General features: G+C 56.2%; 11 protein-coding genes and 2 pseudogenes. 4 read left to right on the forward strand and 9 right to left on the reverse strand.

Going from position 1 to position 19074, the window contains the following annotated elements; all coding sequences use genetic code 11:
* Nucleotides 1-63: 63 nt before the first annotated feature.
* The 4 genes and pseudogenes from ACI7M0_RS12505 to ACI7M0_RS12520 form a co-directional block, all read right to left on the reverse strand.
* Complete coding sequence (locus tag ACI7M0_RS12505) at nt 64-441, reverse strand: hypothetical protein (RefSeq protein ID WP_177413590.1); 378 nt, start codon at nt 439-441, stop codon at nt 64-66.
* 11 nt (nt 442-452) lie between these two features.
* Nucleotides 453-755 (reverse strand): annotated as a pseudogene (locus tag ACI7M0_RS12510) (hypothetical protein).
* 61 nt (nt 756-816) lie between these two features.
* Nucleotides 817-1251: a hypothetical protein gene (locus ACI7M0_RS12515; protein WP_256658157.1), complete on the reverse strand. Its 435-nt coding sequence runs from the start codon at nt 1249-1251 to the stop codon at nt 817-819.
* Nucleotides 1252-1844: 593 nt separating this feature from the next.
* Nucleotides 1845-3113: a restriction endonuclease gene (locus ACI7M0_RS12520; protein WP_129931789.1), complete on the reverse strand. Its 1269-nt coding sequence runs from the start codon at nt 3111-3113 to the stop codon at nt 1845-1847.
* A 169-nt stretch (nt 3114-3282) separates the two neighbouring features.
* Between ACI7M0_RS12520 and ACI7M0_RS12525 the strand changes: the two are divergent.
* Nucleotides 3283-3486, forward strand: a pseudogene (locus ACI7M0_RS12525) (histone-like nucleoid-structuring protein, MvaT/MvaU family); the annotation flags it as partial.
* A gap of 123 nt (nt 3487-3609) precedes the next feature.
* On the opposite strand, the gene ACI7M0_RS12530 reads toward ACI7M0_RS12525, so the two are convergent.
* On the reverse strand, nt 3610-5073 hold the full coding sequence (locus ACI7M0_RS12530; protein ID WP_129931788.1) for a toxin-antitoxin system YwqK family antitoxin: 1464 nt from the start codon (nt 5071-5073) through the stop codon (nt 3610-3612).
* 308 nt (nt 5074-5381) lie between these two features.
* On the opposite strand from ACI7M0_RS12530, the gene ACI7M0_RS12535 reads away from it, so the two are divergent.
* Both ACI7M0_RS12535 and ACI7M0_RS12540 read left to right on the forward strand, forming a co-directional pair.
* Complete coding sequence (locus ACI7M0_RS12535) at nt 5382-6194, forward strand: DUF3375 family protein (protein ID WP_129931787.1); 813 nt, start codon at nt 5382-5384, stop codon at nt 6192-6194.
* Nucleotides 6195-6507: 313 nt separating this feature from the next.
* Complete coding sequence (locus ACI7M0_RS12540; RefSeq protein ID WP_129931786.1) at nt 6508-13134, forward strand: DUF3320 domain-containing protein; 6627 nt, start codon at nt 6508-6510, stop codon at nt 13132-13134.
* A gap of 1097 nt (nt 13135-14231) precedes the next feature.
* Here ACI7M0_RS12540 and ACI7M0_RS12545 read toward each other — a convergent pair.
* Nucleotides 14232-15242, reverse strand: coding sequence for a hypothetical protein (locus tag ACI7M0_RS12545; protein WP_129931785.1), 1011 nt, complete (start codon nt 15240-15242; stop codon nt 14232-14234).
* Between the two features lie 108 nt (nt 15243-15350).
* Nucleotides 15351-16586 carry a protein NO VEIN domain-containing protein gene (locus ACI7M0_RS12550; protein ID WP_129931784.1) on the reverse strand — a complete coding sequence of 412 codons (1236 nt, stop codon included), beginning with the start codon at nt 16584-16586 and terminating at the stop codon, nt 15351-15353.
* A 96-nt stretch (nt 16587-16682) separates the two neighbouring features.
* Between ACI7M0_RS12550 and ACI7M0_RS12555 the strand changes: the two genes are divergently transcribed.
* The gene (locus ACI7M0_RS12555) at nt 16683-17138 is read left to right on the forward strand and encodes a hypothetical protein (protein ID WP_129931783.1); all 456 of its coding nucleotides are present in this window, start codon (nt 16683-16685) and stop codon (nt 17136-17138) included.
* 148 nt (nt 17139-17286) lie between these two features.
* On the opposite strand, the gene ACI7M0_RS12560 is transcribed toward ACI7M0_RS12555, so the two are convergent.
* Together ACI7M0_RS12560 and ACI7M0_RS12565 are read right to left on the reverse strand one after the other, a co-directional pair.
* Nucleotides 17287-18441, reverse strand: a complete 1155-nt coding sequence (locus tag ACI7M0_RS12560; RefSeq protein ID WP_129931782.1) for an AAA family ATPase — start codon at nt 18439-18441, stop codon at nt 17287-17289.
* Nucleotides 18442-18776: 335 nt separating this feature from the next.
* Nucleotides 18777-19064: a hypothetical protein gene (locus ACI7M0_RS12565; RefSeq protein WP_177413589.1), complete on the reverse strand. Its 288-nt coding sequence runs from the start codon at nt 19062-19064 to the stop codon at nt 18777-18779.
* Nucleotides 19065-19074: the final 10 nt, after the last annotated feature.

The raw sequence follows: 19074 nt of genomic DNA on the forward strand, positions 1-19074 counted from the left end.
AGGGCCCAGTTGCGCCTGTGGCGAAATGATATCACGGAGCCCGAGGGCTCTACCGCGATGGTTTTAGCGCTGCATAATCTGCACTAATCGGTTCATGATCGAGGGTGAAGCGCGGAGAGTGAGTCTGCGATGGCTGTCCTCCTGGCTAACCTTGGTCTGATGGTTCCACAGCGAGACAAAGCGGCCTGTGGCCGGTATTAGATGGTCGTTACTGCCAGGCTCGTGAATCCAAGCTGTGTATGCCGATATCAACCATTTTGGCAATCTGGGTAGATTCTCTTCAGCCTTGGCGATGGCAGATGCGCTTTTGAACCGATCAGCCAGCCAGGTGATCAGCCGAAGGCGTGAGGTCGGGCAGGGCGTTACCTGGCTTTCTAACGCGTCGGCCAGGCGACCGAGCTGTTCGATGCTGTCATCCAGGCGCTGTATTTGATCTGTCATGGCTTGGCCTTCTATTCGCTATTCATTAGCCCTGTCCTTCGTGAGAGCGAAGCACGTCGGGCAAGTTCACGTCCTCGACCGGCGCCCCAGACCATGGCCCGGGTGAGCGTTTGATTCGGTTTTGTGTGATATGCCTCTTCAAGGCGGACAAGCCCTGACGGCTCTTAGATTCCACTGAACAGCTGAGTGTCCCCGCACCGGGATAGCCTTACCTGCACATCCAGAAAGGCTCCGCCACTGAGTACTTCCTCATGCGAGTGGCGCTGTAGTTCTGGGTCTGCCCAAGCCCAAAACACTTCTCCTCGGTATCGCATCCCTTGCTCCCGCTCAATCTCCGCCAAAAGAGCCTAGCCCGTTTCGTCTAGTACGTGGGTTTCAGAGGGCAGGGTGCTCCCACGTGTTGATGCCCATGCGCTGCCAGAAGGGGTTGATCATCCAGCCTGACACAGTCACGTAGTGCTTCTGAGCTTGCTTGAACAGCCAGCGTTCTGCTCGATTTCCTAGTCGATGGTCTTTTGGAACTGGGCGGTTGCCACTAGAATCAGCCGCGCCTTCTGTGAGAAGGATATCTTCGTAATCAAGCAAGGAAGTCGACATACAGCTTGCAAACGAGGAGATCGGATTTAAGCGAACCATTAGCGAATCTTGTCCAGAATCAGCCTTCACCTGCGCCTCGCGCATTGGCTGCATGGGGGCGTTCTGCTTTAACTGCTGCACGTTCTGATAATTGGGTTCGTATCGAGCCATGGTCACACCGCAGCCTTGCAACAAAAGTGCGCCGAGGGGGAGGGCTAGGTAGAGCTTCTTCACGGCAGATCCTTGCGTGAGCCGGAGGGGGGGCGATTATCGAATTAGCGATCAATGTCTTCAAGCGGTAGGACGGTGCAGCCTCCGTTTCACTCGCTCCCGTGCAACGTCCCATCTAGCTGTTTTGAAGCCAATCAATAATGCTGTGCCTCGGGTGCTGAGCAGCGAATGGCGCTTTGGATGGACGTGGGCTCCTGTCACCTGAGGAGTTCACGACAACCCCGCCTGTGCTTTCTCCAATGTTGGACATCAATTGCTGACCTCCACTTGATTACTCATACCCCATCTTCTGCTCATAGCTCTCGCAGCAGCATCTCTAGCTGTTGACGCTCGCCCATGCTAAGAAGCGCTGCTGGATCGGTGTCGTAACGCTGATTCGAGACGCTTGAGAAACTCAGAATTGTTAGCTGCTGAGGTTTCTGCCTATGACTAGGCTTATCAGGTCGTCATGGGGTTCGCTACGGTTCTGCTGCTGATCGGATCCTTGGTGACCGGCAGCGTACTCCACCGATACGGGCCTGGTACCGCAGCCTCAGTAATTTCACACTGAAGTCGGCGCTTGAGTGAGCTTAAAGCTATCTATGAGAGCTTTCAGCTCAGATCGTTTTCTTTCTGGCTTGCTCATCCTGCCAGTAACCCATGCGATGAGCGACAACCCGCTGGGCAGCTTCGAGGATGCGCTCGATCTCGCTTATCGATGGCTCAGTGTCAATGAGAGGACAGTTACGCTCTTCGTCCACGAGATAACCAATGTTGCAAGGTCTCGCTGTCTCTATCAGCCAACGAATTGGTTCTTCCGTGGATAGAGGTGCGCCACTTGGCGTGAAACGATACCAGTAGGACTCCATATTGTGCCCGTCTGAGGTTAACTGTGGCCGACGTACCCTGCTCAGGCGTCTACACGCAGGTGTGCAGATCTCCTGCAGCTCTACCAGCAGATTCTGAAGGAAAGGCTCTGCGGCAATCTGCGTGGCCGCCTCAGGCATTGGCAGATCGTTCCATTGAGAAAGAAATATCTCAAATATTTTGGCGACATCGGCTGGGGAGTGGTGACGAATCGCCTGAAGCACCACATAGTTCATTGCCTGAAAAATAGGGGTCTGATTGGCGCCGCTTTCTATGGCTCTAAATGAAACGTAGTAGATGTTGGCCAACGTGATGAACAAGGTCTCCATTACGTCGCTATCAGACGCCGCCGCCGCCCAAGGTCGCTGTTCTAACGTTGCGGTGGCACACTCGTTTGCGATCAAGGCAAAGCGCTCGAGGGGCCCAATCGTGACCTCGTGTTGTCGCTCCCACAGCGCTTCAAGCGTGCTGGAGGGAGAGTACTCAAAGCGGCTCCAGAAGCGAGAACTCAGAGCCTGAAGGCGCCAAGCGAGGCTCAGCGAATGTCCAAAGAGTCGTAACACTGCTCGTGGCTGTTTGGACAAAAGCCGCTCAAGCTTTGTCTTGTCCCACAGCTGTACCTGCAGTCTGTGCTTATGGTTCCAGCTTTTGACCCAGTCAGTAGTGGGGTTCGTGAACGTAGTGTTTGTAACGACGACCACTACATCGACATCGAAAGCCAACGCGTTAAAGGCCGCCTGTTTGACGACTTCAGGCTCCACGGTTTTCGACCGGCCTTTGCACTCAAACCAATAGGTTTTCGGGGAGAGATCACCATCCGCGGACGGTACCAAAATCTTCGCCTCTAGATCTCTGCCGCCATCAGCAGCGCCTCCCCCCGAGCCCCCGATGCGCCACTCGATATCCTGAGCGCCCATGGCATCGAGCAACCAGTAAACACACTCCTCAAGATCTTTGCCCTTGAGTTCATCGAATGGAATGGAGGAGGGGATGATCCATTCAGGGTCGTCGCTAGCCATGACTAAAATCTCAAGCAAGGTATGAAGGCCGATTCGTCAAGCATGTAGCAAGTGCTGATGACTGGCTAGGCCCTGCATGCGTGAACCGCACCGCGTTGCGTCGTGGGTTAATCGAACGAACCACCTACCTCGCGTCAAAGGTTGTGCGTCCAGCTGGTTCATGGTGCATATCTTTATCTTGGATCCGCAATCCACTCGTCGCTCCCGTTCCGCCCTGGTGCCGGAGAAGGCGACCAGGAAAGCTCGCAACGTCAAGATGTACAAGAATCCTCACAACGGGGAGGTGGTCGAAACGAAGGGCGGCAACCATAAATTGTTGAAACAATGGAAGAGCGAGTATGGCAGAGACGAGGTCGAGTCCTGGTTGGCCTAGGCAATTCGCTTTTACGAACTGCCCGCGCTTACTCGCAAGAAATGCGGTTGCTACTGCTTACGATCTGCCGGGGCATCACTTAGATGCCCCGCTCGAAGCTGCTGAAAGCAGTCTGGATCACCTTTACTGGCATTCCTGCTCAAATTCCTCAAGCATGTCTGCTCTGATCAAGGCGTCGGGATTCTCGGCATGAACGGCGTCGACCCGGCGTTGCACACAATTGTCCAGGTCGTTCCCCGGAACGCTCGCGAGTAGCGGAGCAGGAGACGGAGCAGTCGCTTTAGCCACAGCCGCAACTGTCTGCCCGGGCGCAGGGATGTCGACGATGGTTACATCATCGATCGCATATCCACCACCGTCGTACCGGCTAGGGCGCTCGAAGTCGGCTATTTCCTCCACGGGGTTTCCCCAGCCTCCCATCCGATCAAGCATGGCCATCTTTCCAGGGTACTGACTGCGACGGTCTGATGGCAGGTTGACCAAAGTGTTGACGACCTCCCCCGAATTCCAGATCACCACAGCCTGTAATTCGCCGTTGCGATCGTAGATCCGTTCTTGGCCATGCTTCACGACGTCGTCTTGATGATCCTGCCCCCCGCGAGCTACACCTTGATACTGACTCAGTTGTTGGCCGTTTACCCAGGTGTACGCGGTCGCGCTGATTAACCTACCTTTGTTCCATTGCAGCTCGCTAAGCAGGTTCCCCTCGCTGTCCCAATACTGCTCCTGGCCATCGTTGCTGAGGTCGCTGGAGATGTATTGGTTCACGTCCGCTTTGATAGCAAGTCGACTGACGTGATGAATGTGCTGGCCATCGTAGCTGTACTCATCAACGGTGCGCGAGCGCAGCGCGCCGTGCTCAAACTCGCTTAGCTCAGTCACATTGCCCCGGGCATTGATTCGCTTCTGCGTACCATGCAGTTCGCCATTCTCGTAGTTTTCTTCATGCGCAACGTAGAAGCGGTTGCCATCGAGACCGAGTGTTTTCTGAAGGCCATGGTACTTACCGGCCAGGTATGTGTGCTGATCAGTGCCGCGGTTATCGAATCCTGTCTGCTTGCCACCCTCCCACTCAAGGTCGGCGATCAGGGTTTTTCCTTGGCTGTCCCAGGCGCGCTCACGTCCGACCTTGTTGCCGGCAATGTAATTGGCTTCGACAAGGCGCTCGCCGTTTTCGGGATTGAACTGCTCCTGCAGGCCGTCCATACGCCCTTGCTTCCAATTGCCTTCTGCAATTTTATTGCCGGTCTTGGCGTCGAACTTCTCTTCCTTACCATCCCGTTTGCCCGCTTCGAAATGGATTACGCCAAGCAGTTGGCCTGCATTGTCGGAGCAGCGCATCTCGCCATCTGGCAGCCCCTTTTTGATGTCGACTGCGCAGGAGCCAACGCTGAACAATCCAAGTAGCGACACGGGATAGTTAACAATCCTGCCTGTAAAGGGTTCGTCAGCGTGGATCTTGTAGATCAACCCCTGGATTTCGTGCGTTTGGCGATTGTCGACCTCCTCGGTAAAGCACCCCGAAAGACTTAGGGAGGCAGCGGCAATGGCGCTCAATACGAAACAGCGGCGGGTTTTCGAATGCACCAGAATCTCCTTATCCACGTACCGGCACATGCCGATTCCAAAGCGTGAAAGCAAGGAATTGTAAAGCAAACCATGCTGGTGATTCCAATGTGCCACTGCGCACACCTAGCGCCCATCATCGCCTGGATATCGCCCTCACCGGTTCGCTATCAAGCGTTGGCTAAGGCAACTGTAGCGCCATCCGTTAAGCCGAAACTTGCCAGGCTGCATAAACCGTCTACGCCTTATCGGGCGATTAGTGTAGCGGTGGCCTAGATCGCAAGCGGCTCGACGATCTCGCCGCGCTCCAGCTATGGGGTATACGTCCCATGGAAGAAAACCTCCTGCAACGTGCGGAGCGCCTGACTGCACTTCGTACCCATCACCCCGCATGGCTGCTGTTAGCCTCTCGGCATGCCGCCCAGGTTCTCAGCAGCCTCCGAGCCCTGTTCGAGCCAGGCCAGGATGGGCTCGACCTCGACGACGCACTCCACCTGTCGGCTGAGGCCATGGCCAATGACGACGATCAAGGGACGCGAATGCCCGAGATGGGCAGCGACATTCAGCAGGCCAACCGCGAGCTGGGGAGTGGATCAAGAGAAAGCTGGTCATCGAGCGCAACGGACGGCTGTACGCGACCGATGCGCTGGAGTCCACGTTCCGTTACGGAGACGCTGGACAATCGCGTCATGACATCGACGGCGTCTCGGCTATCGGTTGTGCAGCGTGAGATCGAAAACCTTGAGACGCATCTCAACTCTGACCCCAAAAGCCGTGCGTTGAGCCTTAAACGGCGCATACGAGAACTGCAGGCGGAGCTCGACCAGGGAGGTAAACCCGGGTTCGTCGTCATTGAGGCTGCCGATAGCCTTGCTGGCTTCCAACTCCTGCAATCGGACACCCGCATCGATCTGCTTGTAATTGACATCGGTCTCCCGCGTGGAATCGACGGGAGGCAAATGGCTGATACGGGGCGTAGTACCAGACCTGGACTCCCGGTTCTGTTCATGACTGGGTATGCACAATTGCATGTTTTGGATGACGCCCTGGTGGACTCATGCACCTCAACCCTGACGAAGCCCTTTGCTCTTGAAACCTTGATGGCGAACGTTGACGCCTTGCTCAAAGAGGCTAACAGTTAGGCTGTTGCTTGCATGAATGCCGCGCCCCCTAACTAGCACATGTGCTACCTTCATCTGACTAGATGGGTCAAAGTGAAAGGTGCGGTCGCTATAAAACAATAATGGGGAAGTTAGCTCGCTTGCTATGCGAGCGACTACCTCACTGACATTACGGGCTGAGCTAGACGCCTCAGACCGCGACACCTGAGAGTGACCAAAGGTTCATTACTCAGCTGGCCAGACACGCTATCATCGCGCCATTAGCTCAAGCGGGGCCTCCTTGACCGGCATTCGCCTGCACCCCCTGAGCCTCCGAGACTAAGGAAGGTTGCGCATGGACGAGCTCGTTCAGCACGAAACCCCGCAAGAAGAACCAACGCCTAAAGAGCTCAAGATACTTGCCACCTTGGTGTCCAAGCTCAACCTGGCAGACTTCCAGAACTCAATCCCGGTTATACATGAACTGCGGATCTCGAACGAAACAAGCGAGCGTTACCTCAACGCCACCTTGACGCTGACGTCTTCGCCAGAAGTTTTAAAGCCCAAGAGCTGGCGCATCGAAGAAGTGGCTGCTGAGTCCTTTCGATCCATCCCCGGTCTCGATCTGGTGCTGGATGGCCCACTGCTTACCCGGCTGACGGAAGCGGAAATGTCCACGTTCTCCTTTGTCCTGGAAGCTGACTCCAAGGAAGCTGAGGGCGGGCGTCAAGTCGTCGCTCAACTGGATCAAGTAGTCGAGCTATTGCCTCGAAATCAGTGGGGAGGCTTGCGGCATATCCCTGACATGACAGCGGCCTTCGTCCAGCCCAACGACCCGGCAGTCGAACGTCTCTTGAAGCAGGCCGCAGAACTGCTCCGACTAAGCGAAAAGTCACCCTCTCTGGACGGTTACAGCGGTGGCCCCAAACGCGCCTGGCAACTCGCCTCGGCTGCTTGGGGCGCAGTCGCGCGGATGAAGCTCGACTACTCGTTGCCGCCGGCCAGTTTTGAGCAGTCTGGCCAGAAGGTACGCAGCCCCAGTCAGATTGCGGATTCAGGTCTGGCAACCTGCATGGATCTGACGCTTTTCCTGTGCGCAGCATTAGAGCAGATCGGCCTCAACCCGGTGATCGTGTTCACCCGTGGCCACGCCTTTGCGGGTGTGTGGCTGAAGCCGGAGGAGTTCACGACAACGCTAATTGACGATGTTTCGACGGTTCGGAAAAGGGTGAAGCTCAAAGAGCTTGTGTTGTTCGAAACCACGCTACTTACCCAGCCCTCGATCCCATCGTTCGGTTACGCTGTTGAACGAGGGGCGAAGCAGATTGACGAAGATGCCGAATACGAATTCGAGATGCTTCTTGATGTTCGACGTGCACGCCTTCAGCGCATCAAGCCCTTGGCCAGTTCCGAAGCTCAAATTGCCCGGGTTGTGACAACCGAGTCGAGTGACGATCCAATCCTGCTGGTTGACAATGGCGACGATATCCCTGATGAGATCGTCAATGTCGAAATCCAGGACATCGCCAAGCTGACGCCGAAGGACAGGTTGGAGCGGTGGCAGCGCAAACTGCTTGATCTCTCGCTGCGCAACAACCTCCTCAACTTCAAATATGGCAAGAAGGCCATGAAGCTCGAGGCGCCGGATCCTGGTGCACTTGAGGATATGCTCGCCAGCGGTCAGTCTCTGAAACTGCTGACTCGCCCTGACCTTATGGATGGCGCCGACCCGCGAGAGAAAGAGCTCTATGAGCAGCGCGAGCGTGAGGATGTGCGCCGGCGCCATGCTGAAGATGCCTTGAGGCGACGAGAGGTTTTCGTAGCGCTCAGCAACCGCGAGATGGATGTGCGTTTGACCGAACTCTACCGCGGCGCGCGAACCGCTCTGCAGGAGGGTGGGGCAAACACACTCTTCCTGGCAGTTGGCTTTTTAAAGTGGACGCGTGAAGGCAAAGGGTCACAGAAGTACAGTGCACCGCTGGTGTTGATACCTGTCAGTCTGGAGCGCAAGAGTGCCCGCTCAGGGTTTTCCATCGTGCTCCATGACGATGAACCATGCTTCAACCCAACCCTCATCGAAATGCTTCGGCAAGACTACGAACTGGGCCTGGGGACGCTTGAAACAGAACTTCCTCGTGATGACTCGGGGTTGGATATCGTAGGTATCTGGCGGCGGGTAGGGCATGCCATCAAGGATATCCCGGGTTGGGAGCTGTCCGAAGATGTCACCCTGGCCATGTTCTCGTTTGCCAAGTTCCTCATGTGGAAGGACTTGTCGGAGAACGCGCATCACTTGCGGCAGAGCCCAGTCGTCCAGCACCTTCTCGACACACCTCGGGACTCGTTTGCCTCGGGCACTCCGTTCCCGGATGCAAAATTCCTGGATCGCGACTACGGGCCAGCGGACGTCTTCTGCCCGCTACCCTCGGACTCGTCCCAGCTCGCAGCGGTCATGGCTGCAGCCAAGGGCAAAGACTTCGTCCTGATCGGCCCGCCGGGTACCGGTAAGAGCCAGACGATTTCCAACATGATTGCTCAGTCGATCGCACAGGGACGCCGCGTCCTCTTCGTTTCTGAAAAGATTGCGGCCTTGGACGTGGTCTACAGACGCCTCCGTGAAATCGGGCTCGGGGAATTCTGTCTGGAACTTCACTCCAGCAAAGCCCGCAAGGCTGATGTCCTGGCCCAGTTGCAGTCGGCCTGGGAAGCCAAGGGCGAGGTGGATGCGGATGCTTGGGCGGTCGAATCCCAACGTCTAGCGTCCATCCGTGACAGCTTAAATATCTATGTCGAGCGCCTCCACAACCGATACCGAAACGGGTACTCCGTGTTCGATGCAATCGGCACCGTAACAGGTGGTACCGATGAGCCTGTCGCTTCATTGAACTGGGTTTCCCCTGAAATTCATGATCAGAAGGCAATGCTGGAAATCCGTGAAATCGGCGACCGCCTGGAGGTCAACGCTCAAGAGCTGGGCTACGAGAATCTTGGTGGACACGCGCTTTCTGGACTTGGCCAATCGGAATGGTCGCCTCACTGGAAGCAGCAGTTCGTTCAGGCCGCGCGCGATGTATTGCCGGCTGTGATTGACGCACAGAAAGCCATTGACCGGTTCATCGAACTGGCTGGCTTGCCGGCAGTGCCTCACACGCCTTCGGCGCTCGAAGGGCTGACGACGCTGTCTTCGGTTCTTCCCACCGCCGCCGGGCATGACTGGCGCTTCGCCTTGTTGCCAAATGCCCGTTCCATTGCGCAGCGGCTAACAGAGGGATGCAACTGGATCGAGGAGCATCGGGCGCTTTCATCAAGCTTGTCTGCAGCCTGGCCAACCCGAGTAACGAGCGAAGCCAAGCGTGCGATGGAGCTTTTGCAGCAGCGTCGATCGACACTGGATTCCATGAGCCCAGCTTGGCCATCATCCGTCGTCGATACGCTCCAAGACGCAATCACCAAGTTTGCAGCCATCAAAGAGCTGACCACTCAGCTTTCGGTGACTTACAGCGATTCAGTCGAGGCGCTCGACGTTGAGCAGCTTAAACAAGAGTGGCAAAAGGCCGACGACGCGATGTGGCCGAAATCCTGGCTGGGTAAGCGTCGCGTTACGGCATCTCTTGCAGCCGCCCAAGTGTCCCCTGGCGACGCAGATGTCCCTAGAGATCTTTCGACGTGGATTGAGATTCGCGGACTGAGAAAAGCTATTGATGACCTGCAGCCTGGCGCTCTCTCTGGGGAAGTCTGGCACGGGTCGAAAAGCAACCCTGAGTACATCTCCACAGCCCTAGCCCTCCAGGTTGCGATCGCCAGTCAGGAGGGGAACACCGCATGGCACGACGAGGGGTTTGAAGCCATTGAGCATGGGCAGTTGGGCGAGGCGCTCAAGGCCCAGCTGTCGCGCATGCGCATCATCGTTCGCCTTGACAGCGAGCTGGCCGAATTCTCTGAGCTGGGCAGCCATACAGCAGAGCTCTGGAGGGGGCTGGCCACCGACTCTGAGGTGTTGGCGGCGGCTTTGAAGTTCCAGGCGGAGCGTCGGGATATCGAGGAGCGTGGCCGCCTGGTGGATGATCATCCATTCGTGGAAGAGGGACGTTGTGGCCAAATCCTGAAGAACGACCACGCTGCGCTAGAGAAGCGAGCAACTGTCGAGCGCGAGCTGGCTGATCTTGCTGATTTGCGTGATGCAGTGCCGCTTTGGAATGACTTGAAGACCAAGGTCGACCAAGCTCGACAGGCCGTGCTCTTCCAAGGGCAAATTGCGGTGGCGTTGGCCAAGCTGGCCAAAAATCCTGAGCAGATCGCTGGGTTCAAAGGGCCTCTTAATGCTTTGCTGGGTGACGGCAATGCGCTGCTTGAGACTGAAGGGGCAATCACCCACGGCGGGATTGGCCTTTGTGAAAAACTCAAGCAACTTGAGGAACGGCTAGCTCAGTTGACCTCAGTAGGTCAGTTCACCGAGCAAGCCGTGTCGGCAAACGCTGAACACTCACTGGAGCAGATCAAGCACAATTGCGAGTCGTTTGTGACTTCAGAGCCTCGTCTCAGAGCTTGGTGTGCCTGGCGTAAAGTTCGGGATGAGGCGTTTGCAGCGGGATTGGCTCCGATTGTACAAGCCATGGAGTCTGGTGCTATCAGCACCGGCAAGGTACGTCGTGTGCTCGAGGTGAACTATGCACGCTGGTGGCTGAATGCGACGGTCGACAACGAGGCGGTCATTCGTACATTCGTCAGTGCCGAGCATGAACAGCGGATCCGTGACTTCCGAGCACTGGATGACAAATTCATTGCGCTGACTCGCGATTGGCTTCGTGCGCGTCTCTGCTCTGAACTGCCAAGCCAGGAGAGCGTGTCACGTTCTTCGGAGTGGGGCTTGTTGCGTCACGAGATGAACAAGAAAACCCGACATATCCCGCTGCGGGATCTGATGAGCCAAGCGCCAGCGGCGCTGACAAAGCTTACCCCGTGCTTGCTGATGAGCCCATTGTCGATCGCTCAATACCTGCCAGCGGACGCAGCGGCATTCGACCTGGTCATCTTCGACGAAGCGTCGCAGATTCCTGTGTGGGATGCGATTGGCGCCATGGCCCGGGGGCGCCAGGTCGTGATGGTGGGTGACCCGAAACAGTTGCCGCCGACTTCGTTCTTCGGGCGCGCCGAATCGTCGTCTGATGACGAGGATACCGAGGCTGATCTTGAGAGCATCCTGGATGAGTGCATCAGTGCGAACCTGCCGACGCGAAATCTCAATTGGCACTACCGTAGCCGTCACGAAAGCCTTATCGCATTTTCGAATCAGCGTTACTACAAGTCTGAGCTGGTTACCTTCCCATCGCCATTTACCGCGGATAAGGCGGTCACGCTTCATCCTGTGGCTGGTGTGTATGACAGAGGCGGGTCGCGTACGAACCGTATCGAGGCTCAGGCACTGGTGGCGCACCTGGTTAACCGCCTCAAATCTCCAACGTTCCGCGAGTCTGGTCACACCGTAGGTGTGGTGACCTTCAATGGTGAGCAACAGAAACTCATCGAAGACTTGCTGGATGAGGCGTGTCGTAAAGATCCATCCCTGGATAGCTACTTCGCTGAGTCGCTGCTCGAGCCTGTTTTCGTGAAGAACCTGGAAAGCGTTCAGGGTGATGAGCGAGACATCATCTACTTCTCGATCACCTTCGGCGAAGACGCTGCCGGCACCCCGTCAATGAGCTTCGGCCCAATGAACAACAAGGGCGGTGAGCGGCGCCTGAACGTTGCGATTACCCGTGCACGTCAAGAACTCGTGGTGTTCTCTACCACGCGACCTGAAGACATGGATCTGTCGCGAACGAAGAACGAAGGAGTGCGAGACCTCAAGCACTTCCTCGAATTTGCCGAGCGTGGCCCGCGCGCCCTCGTTGAAGCAGACTTCGGCAGCGTCGGGGGCTTTGACAGCCCGTTCGAGAAAGCGGTCGCGGCGGCGCTCTCCAAGAAAGGCTGGCAGATCCATACGCAGATCGGTGTGTCGTCGTTCCGCATCGACTTGGGCGTCGTGCATCCAGACGCACCTGGTCGTTTCCTCGCGGGCGTGGAGTGCGATGGTGCAACCTACCACCGCAGCGCCACTGCGCGAGACAGGGACAAGCTTCGTGAGTTCGTCTTGCGCGGATTGGGTTGGGAGATCGTACGGATCTGGTCGACCGACTGGTGGATCGATGCTGCCAGTACTGCTGAGAAAGCGCACCAGAAGCTCACCGCGCTGTTGGCGTCCTCACGTGCCAAGCAGGCGCAAATCGATGCAGTAGAAGAGGCAGAGCGCCTGAGAGCAGATGCCGCGGTGGCCGAGGTCATCGAAGTGGTGGAACAGGTCAGTCAGGTGGTAGCCGGGGAGGAGGGGGGGCCTGCCAATGATCCGGCTGGCGCTTTCCAGGAACTGAAGTACGCGAAGGTGGCCACCGTAGATGCCGCAGCGGAGTACGTTCCGTACGCACCCGTGGATTATCCGGTCTATCGGGAAACGGATCCTGCCCAGGCAGTGGAAGGCGTGAGCCCCGACCAATTCTTTGAATCGGCTTATACGCCCATATTGCAGGACATGATCTCCCACGTCGTGAATGAGGAGGGCCCAGTCCTCGACAGCGTTCTGGCCCGACGTATAGCCCGGGCGCATGGCTGGGTGCGCACAGGTGCACGTATTCGAGATCGCGTTGACCAGGTCGCGCGTGCTCACTTCAGCTCCCATGACGAGGAGCAGCTCGGCACCTTCTTCTGGCCGACCCACTTGCCACCGGAGACATCCCCATCCTTCCGCCGCCCAGGCGACGATGACTCGATGCGAAGCCTCACAGAGATCTGCCTGCAGGAGTTGGCAGCCCTCGTGAGTGAGATGCAGGCGAAAGGGCATGTGGCTGATGCACTTATCCAGGCTGTCGCCAGGGAAGCCGGTGTTTCCAAGCTTGCCCATGCGGGCCGTTTGCGCATTGAGAAGGCTGTTCGTCACTGCGGGGAGTAGTAACCATTTAAAGCCCGGGAGGCAGCCCTTAACCCGCCGGTGATTAGTTGGCTGAAGCAAAGCGCGTACGAACTCTGCTGCAGCCAACGCACACTTTTCCCTTTGGGCGAAGGGCAAAAATGATTTGAGGAATTGAAGCTTAGTGAGTAAGGTTGGCCACGTGACATCACATGGGAGTCCATATGGACGATCACTCATCATCAGTGCGACTTGTACGCCTGCGGCGACATGGTCAACGCAGACTGGACAGCGTCACGGCGCAGCTGAAAGCCGAATTTGCCTGGCGTGCGCGTCAGCGGTTACGGGCTTATATGTCTCGTTTTACTGAGTCTGCTATCGAGAAATCAACACGTCCCAAACCCCTCCATGAGCTTTATGGTGTACCGGAAGGCACTCCTATTCTTTGCATGACTATCGGCTTTTACTGTATCGATAGGAAGCGACTGCGCGCTCTGGACACAGTCCTCAGCGAGGCAGGTCAGCCTGACCCCGATTCACCTCTGCACAGTTTCAGGAAGCGCATTCTCGCGTTTTTCCGGATCATCCTTGCGCACATAATCCAACTTCAGGCCCGTGCTCTCCGTGCTGTACTTACTGTTCCTCTCTTCCTTGATGGCCCAGAGATGAGCGGGTTCAAGCATCGCCTCCGCTAAGCCCTTTCGAATATCTGCGAACAAAACATTTCGTCGAAACCACATCGAAAGGCATCAGTATGCCCATCAAAAAGCCCTGCACCTGCGGTGCGCGCTCGAATAAGCGCTGCCCTATACATCCGTCTCTACCTCGCCGACGCTTTTATCATCGCCTCGAAAACCCCCTTCAACCGCTCAAGGTCGAGAAATGGTGGGCGCGTCTAAAAAACATTCTAGAAATTCTGAATGTGGGAAGCAGAATTCTTCAGATAGTACATTCCATCATTAGTTAGTGGGATTGAGCTCCCTCGACCTGTACCTGTTGCAGCGGTCCTCGCTGCAGCGGGTGCATCTGCCAGCGCGGCTTTACTGAAGTAGAGCGCAGAGGGGGCAAATTGCCCCCAACAAAAACGTTCGATGTTCAGTCGCCGACCAGTAACAGGGCGTGGTTCGAGGTGTCCCACGTTATGGCTTGGATAGCGTAGCGTTTTGATGGGCCCATTTGACTGCATGCTGGAGGGCCTCCAGGGATTTTCCGAATGACCGGCCATAGCCTGCACTCGAAATTTGGAATTCCTCATCCAGGCCACCTCCTTTGATTTTGATCTCTCCGTATCGTGCCTCTGGAACCTGGTAGTTCGAGAGAAAGCGTCGATCTGGCGAACCATCCTTGTTTTCGCGAAGCCAACGAAATCCTGCCAGGCTGGAGTCACGAGGGACGGTATCTGTCTCTGCGAAATGGATAATGCTGGTTCCGATGGTGAGGTCTTTCACCAGAAAGATCCTGAGTCCTTGCGCGCCTTGGAGCAGCACAAATCCCGGATACAGGAACAGGGCTTCCCCGTTCGCATTGTGAAGCAAGGGTACCTGTTGAGGAGCCTGGTGTTGTTCTGACAGGCATTGAGGTATGCCTCGCTCAAATCCAACTGGTCTTCGGCTTACCGAGCGGTACGCGTTTGAGCGCTCAACCAGCTGGTCAACAGGGCTGGAACTGGTGATATTCCAGATCACCTCACTGAGCAGAACATCAGAAAATGTCTTCAGCACCGCGTTGTATCTCTCAGTGATGTCTCGGCTGACTGCCCACTCAAAGCTCATCCCGTGAGCGTGCGCTTTCGCCTGTAATTCTTCGACGTTCGCCACCTCCTGTTGCACGTGTTGTTCAAGGCGAGAATTTGTTGTGCGCATGAAGAGAAGGGTCAGGAGCGGGCGAAGCCATTCAGCACGCATGCTCCGGGACACTAGGGCTGCTTTGCGCTCAGTCAATTCCTGGGCCAGCATGACCCGTTCATTGCTGATATGAGCTATCAGGTCTTGCAGATCTTTCGTGTCGATTTCGTCAGGTTCCATCCCTCGACGATTGAGCGCGCTCACGCCGGTACGAGCGACCGCGAGCGTAGGGGGAAGACTGCTGCAGGAAACGTGTAGCCATTGTCCATTGGCCACTTTCAGCCGTTTACGGTACTGCAGCGACATCTGTGTAGTCCTTCTAATATTTGCTGATTAGGCGTTCAGCTCAGTAGCGCCGGTGCGATCTGCACCTGCGCTGTAGGGGTGATTGCTGATGGGGTGAACCCTGCGATATCAGTCCTGCGTTTCTTTGAGCAACAACTTGGCACCTTTCAAGAGACCACCTACTGATACAGCGCCTTTTGGCTTCCAGGGTAAGTTTTCGATCGGATTGACGAAGATACGTAACTCCGTGTCAAACCCTTCCTCCAGACCCGAGACGATGACCAGATAGAAATTCGCCGCACATTCCGATGCACGGCGAAACTCGGCTTCAGTGAGCGTGATTTCCCCAGGTGCGGCACGAGCGAACGACTTCATTTCAATGAACGTTGCCTTATCCAGAGCACCGTCAGCCCCGATGCCGCGGTATGCTTGGAGATCCGCCAAGACAGCGTCTTCTCTGGCAAGCGACGCCTCGACATACGCCCATGCCATCTCCTGAAGCTCTACCCCGGAGTACTGGGGGTAGCTGCTTTCCGAGGGAGGCGAAGCTTGCGCTCGCTTCGGTGTGGTAGGTGGATTTATCAGCGGTTTCACATTTCGCTGCTGCGGGCCTTTAACGGTGAGATCGCTTCCATCACTTACATCAGAGATGAAGCTGAATTCGGAGGGCAGCGTTTTCAATCGAAGCGTCTGACTCGGCACCGCGGACTTGGCGTTGCTTTGCGCAGACTCTTGGCGCCTCACGATCTTCCTACGCCCAACGCCACCCCCCAGTCGTTCTTGTTCAGCAATCAGTGTATCTAGGTTGGCATCCTGAGCATCCTTGGCCAGAGTGATGTCGGGAGTGAACGGGGCATCTTCGCTAGAGGCCCAGGCGCAGACCCATGCAAGCGCGATATGTCGCATTCTGGAGCCGTCGCCCAATCCGGCGATGGCTGCGCCGCCGAAGTCGCTCCTACCAATGTACTTGACGTCGTCAAAATGGACTGCGAAAGCTTCTGCGTCACAGTGGGCATGCACCCTGAGCGGGATTGAGCGCACTGATTTGGTTTTGGCATTCACAATGAGCTGCCCGGTGGGATGCAAGTGAATACGGGCCTCGGCGAGGCGATCCCATGACTTCATAGCCTGGTATGACTCTTCATCGTCACGTGCAAGATCAGCTTTGAGAATGAGCAATGCGGCCTTGAAACGCAGCTGGACTTCGTCGGTTGCCAAAGACATATTAGGGTTGGCAATTCGGTCGAGAGGAAGGAGCTCCACGCCTGTCGCCTTGATGAACTTTGCAATCGAGTCGAGAGCACAAGGCGGCTCCCACATCGCGACCTTGTCCGTCTCAAGGTTAGGGTAGTTCGAGTAGTACAACGGTCGTTTCGTAGACCAGGCGCCCCCTGTGCGAAGAGGCAATGCCAAGAGGCTTCTGCGCTCCAATGCCGTAGCTCGATCCAACAGCCGATCCATGTGCCGGTAGATGTCGATAAGCAATGCGTCGACCTCGGGTCGATAATCCTCTTTTGCCATCGACTCAAGCTCACGCACACATTTGCTGCGAGCAGTGTGGTGCGCCTACCACAAATTACGCTGCTGCAAGATCGTTTGGTCAACCTGGGGCTAACCCTTCCGCACGTCCAGATGCGCACAGGTGCGGTCAAGTACAGCCGGGAATCCATGGTGCAGCTTGAGTCCGACATCAAGGGGCTGAATGCCCAGCGCATCAAGAGCCTGACCAGCGACCGCGGTACCGCCTCGACAATCAAGCACGATCAGTTCACGCACATAACCAACTTTCTGCAGCAGGGGAAGCAGATGTTACCCGCACTGAGCTATCAGGCTGATGTGATCGAACTTGAAGGTCGCCATCCAGGCCTGCTTCAGCAAGTGTCCGAATCCAAGGAAATTCTGTTGCTGGCCGCTTGAGAACTCATCGTCCGAGACGCAGCTTGCAGGTTCGCATGCTCCCCTCACACCCTCGAATCGCCTCATGCATGCCGGGCGATTCGAGGGTGACGCTCCAGAGAGTTTTCCAGCGCTGTCTAATCATGAAACGCTTGCGTATGAACAAGGCTCAGAAGGGCAGCGTGCTCGGTTTCAGCCTCCAGTTGACCAGCTCATCAGTGAGTTGGCGTATTTCCCGAGCGGCTTGCGAGGAGGGGGCGAAATCCATCAGAGAGTCATAGTAGTCACACGTTCGCGGGTTGTCGGCGTCAAGTTCATACATCTCGATAGCGACGTCGTAGGCCCTACTTAACTCGGTGCGAAGCTTAGGAAAATCGAGCGCGTCGATCTTCGCACGCGCAAGCTCTCGACGCCTGCAGGCTGAATGTTTTTCTTCAAGGAGCTTTTCCACCATCGAATCGTCCAGTTCAAAGTGGTCTGCCAAGAACGCCTCCAATCCTCGGCTCGTGTCGCCAGCCTCGCAATTGGTCAGTAAGCCGAAGTAGCCAGGTGTCGTCTGCCGGCAGTTGACTGCACGCAAGTCACCAGCAAACTTCTCAGCGCTTCGCACCGACATTGAGCAATTTGTGTCCACCACTATGGCAATCAGGCTTGCGAATCGCCTAATCAGTCCTGTTGGTCGGTACATATCGATCAACACATAATCGTAACGGGCGATGAGCTCACCGAGTTTTTCAGTAGCGCGGCGTTTACGCTCCAAGGCTTCCAGTTCGTCCCGGTGTTGGGTGCGAAAAAAAGGTTCCTCATGAGGTTGGAGGGTGGCTAGCCGCAGACGCATCTCAGCCCGACGTTGCCTCACATCTGCAGGGAACGTGATGAGGTCGAGCTCGTCGTAGAAATCGATGTGGCTCACCAAGCTGCCGGCAGCAGGCCTTAATCCTTCCTCGTGCGCAGAGCGATACACCAGGTCATCCGTCACAATCGCAACGCGATGCCCCTGTTCCACCAAACACGCTGCGACGTTCAGGGTAATGGGTGTCTTCCCGACGCCACCTTTGTAGCTTGCAATGGCAAAAGCTATACCGCTTGGCTTGCGCGTAGCCTTTGCATTGAAGTCGGGCATCTTGATGCCGGAGCGGGCGAAGAAACTCCACAGCGCAGCTGTCGACGGTGATCGAGCCGCACCCTTGTCTTCACCGGTCTCACCTGATTCCCATGCACGCCAGGTGCGCGGCTCAACGAAGGCCAACGAAGCAGCCTGGGTCGCACTTATTTTTGCTTTCAAACGAGTCTTGCGTAGAAGTCTGCGTTGTTTGTCTTTCACGTTAGGTCACCTTGCGGGTTGCTGTAATCGGAAGGTAGCTAAAGGTGAACGTTAAAAAAATAGGCACATTGTGCCGGGTAAATGTAGAGCGGGTGATCGGATTTGATGGCGAGCGACGCTGTTGATTTCGAGTGAGTAGGGGCGTACACCGCTGTGCTTCACCGGTGGTTTGAGTCCGCTGCCTTCGGGAGCTAACACAGCTTTAGGGTGCCCTTGCCGGCGGGAGAACACGTGTACTCCATACGAGCCAGGGGATAGCGTCTCGGGAGCTGGTTCTGTAAGCGTCACTCCCGTTACCAGGACGCGCGGCAGCGGGAGTGAACCTGAAGCGGTCTTTACTGGATTACGGCTTTTTCCGGCGAGGCCTGGTTGTACTTGATCGATGCGATGCTGTTGCAGAGGCCAACCAGCGTCTGCCAGTCCTGATTTGCCAGGTTCAGATTGCGCTGAAGTTCCGGCAGGTTGAGGCTGTCAACATTGCCTTCACAGTTGTTGAGGTCAGTCAGGACAGCGTTCAACTCACCCTCCATTTCTTCCCAGACCTGCAGCAAGAAACCAATCAGGCTGCCCGCCGATTGTGACAGCTCAATAAGCTTGTTGAGCTGATCGTTCAGTGCAGCCAATCTGGCAGAT

The sequence above is a fragment of the Pseudomonas sp. 10(2024) genome (assembly GCF_045164175.1).
Lineage (GTDB): Bacteria > Pseudomonadota > Gammaproteobacteria > Pseudomonadales > Pseudomonadaceae > Aquipseudomonas > Aquipseudomonas alloputida.

Bases quoted from the DNA above. Each gene is read 5' to 3' on its own strand.
- ACI7M0_RS12505 (WP_177413590.1), bottom strand. From the start codon at position 441: ATGACAGATCAAATACAGCGCCTGGATGACAGCATCGAACAGCTCGGT.
- ACI7M0_RS12520 (WP_129931789.1), bottom strand. From the start codon at position 3,113: ATGGCTAGCGACGACCCTGAATGGATCATCCCCTCCTCCATTCCATTC.
- ACI7M0_RS12535 (WP_129931787.1), top strand. From the start codon at position 5,382: ATGGAAGAAAACCTCCTGCAACGTGCGGAGCGCCTGACTGCACTTCGT.
- ACI7M0_RS12540 (WP_129931786.1), top strand. From the start codon at position 6,508: ATGGACGAGCTCGTTCAGCACGAAACCCCGCAAGAAGAACCAACGCCT.
- ACI7M0_RS12545 (WP_129931785.1), bottom strand. From the start codon at position 15,242: ATGTCGCTGCAGTACCGTAAACGGCTGAAAGTGGCCAATGGACAATGG.